Genomic DNA, 6,271 nt, shown 5'->3' with positions numbered 1-6,271 from the left:
CGCCCCGGACGCTCTGCGTCCAGCGGTTGGCCTGCGTAAGGGTGACGCGGAGCGTCACGGGATGCATTCCCACGCGGAGCGTGGGAACGATCTTCTTCAGGCCTTCAGGGTCGCCATGTCGATGACAAAGCGGTATTTCACATCACCGGCGATCATGCGGCTGTAGGCTTCGTTGATGTTGCGGATATCGAGCATTTCGATGTCGCAGCTGATGCCGTGCTCGGCGCAGAAATCCAGAACTTCCTGGGTTTCGGCAATACCGCCGATCAACGAACCGGCCAGCACCTTGCGGCCCATGATCAGCTTGGCGGCGTTCACCGGCGGGTCAACCGGCTCGATCAGGCCGACCAGAATGTGCACACCGTCAAAGCGCAGCACGTCGAGGTAGGGGTTCAGGTCGTGCTGCACCGGAATGGTGTCGAGCAAGAAGTCGAAGTGCCCGGCGGCGGCTTTCATCTGCTCAGCGTCGGTGGACACGATCACGTGATCGGCACCCTGGCGACGGCCTTCTTCGGCCTTGCTCGCCGAGCGGGTGAACAGGGTCACTTCAGCGCCAATCGCCTTGGCGAGCTTGATGCCCATATGGCCCAGGCCGCCCATGCCCAATACGCCGACTTTGTCGCCAGCCTTGATCCCGTAGTGCTTGATCGGCGAGTACATGGTGACGCCGGCACACAGGATCGGCGCGGCACTGGCCAGGTCGAGTTTGGCCGGGATCTTCACTACAAAGTGTTCGCTGACCACGATGCTGTCGGAGTAGCCACCCATGGTGTTGCTGCCGTCCACCCGGTCCGGGGTGGCGTAGGTCATGGTCGGGCCTTCGAGGCAGTATTGCTCGAGGTCTGCGTGACAGGCGTCGCAATGACGGCACGAATCGACCATACAGCCCACGCCGACCAGGTCGCCGATGGTGTGCGCGGTGACGTTGGCGCCGACGGCGGTGACTTTGCCGACGATCTCGTGGCCCGGCATCAGTGGGTACACGGCGATGCCCCATTCGTTGCGTGCCTGGTGGATATCGGAGTGGCAGACGCCGCAGTAGAGAATCTCGATGGCCACGTCATCGGCGCGCGGGCTGCGGCGTTCAAACGACATGGGGGCAAGGGGAGTGGTGGCCAACTGGGCGGCATAACCGATGGCGGTGTACATGGGGGAAACCTCGTAAAGCAATCACAGGGGAGGCGGCGCATTTTCCGCGCCGACCTCGGGGGCGAACATGGCGATTGCTCCGAGTCTCATGCCTATTCGTCCGGGAGTGCCCTGTGTTTGGATCCAGTTGGACCCAGACCTGCGATGATGTTCCCATCCCCTTTTTCGCGAAGTTTTTTTCCATGTTGTTGACCCGCCATCTCGACGCCAATGCGACGCTGGTTTCCTTGATTGAAGGCCTGACGCCCTGTGACGGTTTTTCCCCGACCCACTTGCCGGGCGTGAAGGTATTGCGCGCCAGTTGCGACGTGGCGCGCGGCCCGCAGATCTATGAACCGAGCCTGATGTTTGTCGCCCAGGGCAGCAAAGTCGCGTACCTCGGCCCGCGTACGCTGGAGTATGGCGCCGGGCACTACCTGATTCAGGCGATGGCGGTACCGTTCGAATGCGAGACCTTTGCCATGGCGCCGGATGCGCCGTTGTATGGCGTGACGGTGGGCATTGATCGCGTGGTGTTGGGCGAGTTGGTGATGGCCATGGGCATTCAGGCCGGGCCGCCGCCGACGGCGCAGACGCTGGAGTCGATGTGTTCGGTGGTGCTTGATGATGGGATGCGCGGTTGCGTCGAGCGCTTGTTGCAGTGCCTGCACGATCCGCTGGAAAGCCGGATCATGGGCCCGGCGCGGGTGCGCGAATTACTGTTCACGGCATTACGCGGGCCGCAGGCCGATGTGCTGCGCGCATTGGTGGAGCAACAGGGGCAATTCTCGCGAATCGCCACCTCGCTGAACCACCTGCATGCGCATTATGGCGAGCCGCTGAATATCGAGACCCTGGCCGGGTATGCGCACATGAGCGCGTCGACCTTTCATGAGCATTTCAAGCGCTGCACCTTGTTGTCGCCGGTGCAGTATTTGAAGCGGCTGCGCTTGCTCAAGGCCCAGCAGTTATTGCTGGTGGACGGTATGGGTGTGGCGCAGGCGGCGCATAGCGTGGGGTATCAGAGCACGTCGCAGTTCAGCCGGGAGTACAAGCGCTACTTTTTGCGCAGCCCGGGTGAAGAGCGCGCCGCCTGAGAGCACTCGGTCAAATGTGGGAGCTGGCTTGCCTGCGATGGCATCACCTGGGTGTTACTGGAAAACCGAGTCGCCTGCATCGCGGGCAAGCCCGGCTCCCACAGAAAGCAATTCCCACATTGGGGTTGTGTCGCCCATAAAAAAGGCTCCCTGCATGGGAGCCTTTTTTGTTCATGCCGCGAGCTTACATATTCGGGTAAGTCGGCCCACCCGCGCCTTCCGGCGTGACCCAGGTGATGTTCTGCGAAGGGTCCTTGATGTCACAGGTCTTGCAGTGCACGCAGTTCTGGGCGTTGATCTGGAAGCGCTTTTCGCCGTCCTCCTTGGTGATCACTTCATACACGCCGGCCGGGCAGTAGCGCTGCGCCGGTTCATCGTAGAGCGGCAGGTTGGTGCCGATCGGGATGCTCGGGTCTTTCAACTTCAGGTGGCACGGCTGCTCTTCTTCGTGGTTGGTACCGGAGATGAACACCGAGCTCAGCTTGTCGAAGCTCAGCTTGCCGTCGGGTTTGGGGTAGTTGATCTTCTTGCTGTCCTTGGCGAGCTTCAAGCAGGCGTAATCCGGCTTGGTGTCGTGCAAGGTGAACGGCATTTTGCCGCCGAGGATGTTCTGGTCAAACCAGTTGAAGCCAGCGCCAATGATCGGGCCGAATTTGTGCATCGCCGGGCCGAAGTTGCGACTGGCGAACAGTTCTTCGTAAAGCCAGCTGGATTTGAAGCTGTCGACGTAAGCGGTCAGTTCATCACCGCCTTCGGATTCGGCAAACAGGCGATCGGCGACGGCGTCGGCGGCGAGCATGCCGGACTTCATGGCGGTGTGGCTGCCTTTGATCTTGGCGAAGTTCAGGGTGCCGAGGTCGCAACCGATCAGCGCGCCGCCCTTGAAGACCATCTTCGGCAGCGAGTTCAGGCCGCCTTTGCAAATGGCACGCGCGCCGTAGCTGATGCGCTTGCCGCCTTCCAGGTACTGGGCCAGCACCGGGTGATGCTTGAGGCGCTGGAATTCATCGAACGGCGACAGGAACGTGTTGCTGTAGGACAGGTCGACAATCAGGCCGACGACCACCTGGTTGTTTTCCAGATGATAGAGGAACGAGCCGCCGGTATTTTCGGCGCTCATGATGTCCAGCGGCCAACCGGCGGTGTGCACCACCAGGCCAGGCTGGTGCTTGGCCGGGTCGATTTCCCAGATTTCTTTCAGACCGATGCCGTAGTGCTGGGCGTCGGCGTCGCTGTCGAGGTTGAAGCGCTGGATCAGTTGCTTGCCGATGTGGCCACGGCAGCCTTCAGCGAACAGCGTGTACTTGCCACGCAGTTCCATGCCCGGGGTGTACACGCCTTCTTTCGGGTTGCCTTCACGGTCGACGCCGAGGTCGCCGGTGATGATCCCGCGCACCACGCCGTTTTCGTCGAACAGCGCTTCCTGAGCGGCGAAGCCCGGGTAGACTTCCACACCGAGGTTCTCGGCCTGCTGGGCCAGCCAGCGGCACAGGTTGCCGAGGGAGATAATGTAGTTGCCTTCGTTGTGCATGGTCTTGGGCACAAAGAAGTCAGGCACCTTGGTGGAGGCTTCGGGGCTGCGCAGTACATAGATGTCATCGCGCACCACCGGGGTGTTGAGCGGAGCGCCGAGTTCTTTCCAGTCCGGGAACAGTTCGTTCAGGGCGCGTGGTTCAAACACGGCACCGGAGAGGATGTGTGCGCCGACTTCGGAGCCTTTCTCGACCACGCAGACGCTGATTTCCTTACCGGCTTCGGCGGCCTTCTGCTTCAGTCGGCAGGCGGCAGACAGGCCCGCCGGGCCAGCGCCGACGATGACCACGTCGAATTCCATGTATTCGCGTTCCACAGGCTATCTCCTACTCAAGGCTCAACAGGCTTTTTTTCTAATGGGTGGAGTTTCGGTGTCGTCTCGCAACAACGGCAAGACCCACCTTTCTCTCTGGGTGGCGCATTATATCTACACCACTGCCAGCGTCCAATACAAACGTTTGTTTGAATTGGCCGCAGGCTAGGTAAATCAAAGAGACGCGGCTTATGACTGGCCATTTTGGCGTATTGACCAGAATAGGCGTTCCGGTCAATATACGGTCGGTTTTGCGCATACCGTAGGCATACCGCAGGTTTCAAGAGCACGTCCAAAAGCAAGACGGGTGACGCACGCTGAAACACTGGCGCGCAGTTTACACGCCGCGATAAAGAATGACCTCTCAGTCACCACTGACGAACGGTCATCATTTCCCGTGAGCAAGGTTACCCGCCGAGGTTTTTGGAGGTGCCCTTGTGTGCCGATGAGCATCAACCGCCAGGTTCGCCTAGGCGACTTTCTTTTCACCGGAGAGTAACGAGGAATCCATGAAGGTTCTTGTAGCTGTCAAACGCGTTGTCGATTACAACGTGAAAGTTCGCGTCAAGGCGGACAATTCCGGCGTCGACCTTGCTAACGTCAAAATGTCGATGAACCCTTTCTGCGAAATCGCTGTGGAAGAAGCCGTCCGCCTGAAAGAGAAAGGCGTGGCGACTGAAATCGTTGTGGTTTCCATCGGCCCGACCACTGCTCAAGAGCAGCTGCGTACCGCCCTGGCACTGGGTGCCGACCGCGCCATTCTGGTTGAGTCTGCTGAAGAGCTGACCTCCCTGGCCGTGGCCAAGCTGCTCAAAGCCGTTGTCGACAAGGAACAGCCTCAGCTGGTGATCCTCGGCAAACAAGCCATCGACAGCGACAACAACCAGACCGGCCAGATGCTGGCTGCACTGACCGGTTACGGCCAGGGCACCTTCGCCTCCAAGGTTGAAGTGAGCGGCGACAGTGTGGCTGTGACCCGTGAAATCGACGGCGGCGCACAGACGGTTTCCCTGAAACTGCCGGCCATCGTCACCACCGACCTGCGTTTGAACGAGCCGCGCTACGCGTCCCTGCCAAACATCATGAAAGCCAAGAAGAAGCCGCTTGAGTCGGTGACTCCAGAAGCTTTGGGCGTTTCCACCGCCTCCACCAACAAGACCGTGAAAGTTGAAGCGCCGGCTGCCCGCAGCGCAGGCATCAAGGTCAAGTCGGTGGCTGAACTGGTCGAGAAACTGAAAAACGAAGCGAAGGTAATCTAATCATGACTATCTTGGTAATCGCAGAACACGACAACAAGGTTGTGGCTCCGGCCACCCTTAACACCGTGGCTGCCGCCGCTAAAATCGGTGGCGACATTCACGTGCTGGTTGCTGGCCAGGGCGCTTCCGCCGTGGCTGACGCCGCCGCGAAAATCGCTGGTGTGAGCAAAGTGCTGCTGGCCGATAACGCCGCTTACGCGCATCAGCTGCCGGAAAACGTTGCTCCGCTGGTTGCAGAGCTGGGCGCTGGCTACAGCCACATCCTGGCTGCCGCCACGTCCAACGGCAAAAACATCCTGCCACGCGTTGCCGCGCAGCTGGACGTTGACCAGATCTCCGAGATCATCTCGGTAGAAAGCGCTGACACCTTCAAGCGCCCGATCTACGCCGGTAACGCCATTGCCACCGTGCAATCGACCGCTGCCGTCAAAGTGATCACCGTGCGCGCCACCGGTTTCGACCCGGTGGCTGCTGAAGGCGGTTCGGCTGCTGTTGAAGCTGTCTCCGCTGCCCACGACGCTGGCACCTCCAGCTTTGTTGGCGAAGAGCTGGCCAAGTCGGACCGTCCTGAGCTGACCGCTGCCAAGATCGTCGTTTCCGGCGGTCGCGGCATGCAGAACGGTGACAACTTCAAACACCTGTACGCCCTGGCTGACAAGCTGGGCGCTGCGGTCGGCGCTTCCCGCGCGGCCGTTGACGCAGGTTTCGTACCCAACGATATGCAGGTCGGCCAGACCGGCAAAATCGTTGCGCCACAGCTGTACATCGCCGTCGGTATCTCCGGCGCGATCCAGCACTTGGCCGGTATGAAAGACTCCAAAGTGATCGTTGCGATCAACAAGGACGAAGAAGCACCGATCTTCCAGGTGGCCGATTACGGCTTGGTGGCGGACTTGTTCGAAGCCGTACCCGAGTTGGAGAAGCTGGTCTAATCCAGTCGC

5 protein-coding genes are annotated in these 6,271 nt (G+C 60.2%); 3 read left to right on the top strand and 2 right to left on the bottom strand.

The window, feature by feature from the left end; translation table 11 throughout:
• Window positions 1-96: 96 nt before the first annotated feature.
• A complete protein-coding gene (locus tag BFW87_RS03745; protein ID WP_078738630.1) occupies window positions 97-1,149 on the bottom strand; it encodes an NAD(P)-dependent alcohol dehydrogenase in 1,053 nt (350 codons plus the stop codon).
• A gap of 182 nt (window positions 1,150-1,331) precedes the next feature.
• Between BFW87_RS03745 and BFW87_RS03740 the strand changes: the two genes are divergently transcribed.
• Window positions 1,332-2,225 carry an AraC family transcriptional regulator gene (locus BFW87_RS03740; RefSeq protein ID WP_078738629.1) on the top strand — a complete coding sequence of 298 codons (894 nt, stop codon included), beginning with the start codon at window positions 1,332-1,334 and terminating at the stop codon, window positions 2,223-2,225.
• Between the two features lie 184 nt (window positions 2,226-2,409).
• Here the strand turns inward: BFW87_RS03740 and BFW87_RS03735 are convergent, their stop codons facing one another.
• Window positions 2,410-4,074, bottom strand: coding sequence for an electron transfer flavoprotein-ubiquinone oxidoreductase (locus BFW87_RS03735; RefSeq protein WP_078738628.1), 1,665 nt, complete (start codon window positions 4,072-4,074; stop codon window positions 2,410-2,412).
• Window positions 4,075-4,580: 506 nt separating this feature from the next.
• On the opposite strand from BFW87_RS03735, the gene BFW87_RS03730 reads away from it, so the two are divergent.
• Entirely contained in the window at window positions 4,581-5,330 is a 750-nt protein-coding gene (locus tag BFW87_RS03730; RefSeq protein ID WP_028617555.1) for an electron transfer flavoprotein subunit beta/FixA family protein, read from the top strand.
• A gap of 2 nt (window positions 5,331-5,332) precedes the next feature.
• The gene (locus tag BFW87_RS03725; protein WP_078738627.1) at window positions 5,333-6,262 is read left to right on the top strand and encodes an electron transfer flavoprotein subunit alpha/FixB family protein; all 930 of its coding nucleotides are present in this window, start codon (window positions 5,333-5,335) and stop codon (window positions 6,260-6,262) included.
• Window positions 6,263-6,271 lie beyond the last annotated feature (9 nt).

Origin of the sequence: Pseudomonas fluorescens (assembly GCF_002022275.1) — a bacterium.
GTDB classification, from domain to species: domain Bacteria; phylum Pseudomonadota; class Gammaproteobacteria; order Pseudomonadales; family Pseudomonadaceae; genus Aquipseudomonas; species Aquipseudomonas fluorescens_AJ.
This window is presented reverse-complemented; position numbering and strand designations above follow the sequence as displayed.

What these genes read in the sequence shown, in the direction of transcription:
- BFW87_RS03745 (WP_078738630.1), bottom strand. Translation starts at nt 1,149, where the DNA reads ATGTACACCGCCATCGGTTATGCCGCCCAGTTGGCCACCACTCCCCTT.
- BFW87_RS03740 (WP_078738629.1), top strand. Translation starts at nt 1,332, where the DNA reads ATGTTGTTGACCCGCCATCTCGACGCCAATGCGACGCTGGTTTCCTTG.
- BFW87_RS03730 (WP_028617555.1), top strand. Translation starts at nt 4,581, where the DNA reads ATGAAGGTTCTTGTAGCTGTCAAACGCGTTGTCGATTACAACGTGAAA.
- BFW87_RS03725 (WP_078738627.1), top strand. Translation starts at nt 5,333, where the DNA reads ATGACTATCTTGGTAATCGCAGAACACGACAACAAGGTTGTGGCTCCG.